Source organism: Pseudomonas sp. RA_35y_Pfl2_P32 (assembly GCF_963970735.1).
In the GTDB taxonomy this organism is placed as follows: Bacteria; Pseudomonadota; Gammaproteobacteria; order Pseudomonadales; family Pseudomonadaceae; genus Aquipseudomonas.
This window is the reverse complement of the sequence record NZ_CAXAQF010000273.1, coordinates 1-478: the sequence shown is the minus strand read 5'-3', so window position 1 is coordinate 478 and position 478 is coordinate 1. Positions and strand designations below refer to the sequence as shown.

Annotated in this window: 2 protein-coding genes; both read right to left on the bottom strand. The window is 64.4% G+C overall.

Annotated elements, in window-relative coordinates:
* Positions 1–168 (bottom strand): NAD(P)-binding domain-containing protein (locus tag AACY45_RS28235; protein ID WP_339548760.1); only part of this gene is annotated, 168 nt, incomplete at its 3' end.
* Between the two features lie 137 nt (positions 169–305).
* Positions 306–478, bottom strand: a 173-nt coding sequence (locus AACY45_RS28230; RefSeq protein WP_339548759.1) for an enoyl-CoA hydratase-related protein, incomplete at its 5' end; no start/stop codon positions are given.

Genomic DNA, 478 nt, shown 5'->3' with positions numbered 1-478 from the left:
ATCAGCCGCTTCCGCGACGCTCGCCATCGGCAGGCACCCAGCCGCCTTGGCGCGATCGAGCGCATCTGCCGACAGATCGAACGCGCGGACATCATGCCCCGCTTTGGCGAGGTTCGCAGCCATCCCGCCGCCCATATTGCCAAGCCCGATAAAGGCGATCCGAGTCATCTCTCTCTCCTATTTTTTCTCACTCCCCTCCCGCACAGCGGGAGGGGCTGGGGGAGGGCAGTCACGCCGCTAGCCGAGTGCTTATCACCCGGACCCCCCTCCCCTAACCCCTCCCGTAAACGGGAGGGGAATTGGTGCTACTTCCCCGTCCACACCCCCTGCCGCTTCTCGACAAAGGCGGTCATCCCCTCGCTCTGGTCGTCAGTGCCGAACAGCGCGTGGAACAGCCGCCGCTCGAATTGCACGCCCATCGCCAGCGTGGTGTCGAACGCGGCATTGACCATTTCCTTGTTCGCCTTGACCGCAAGCG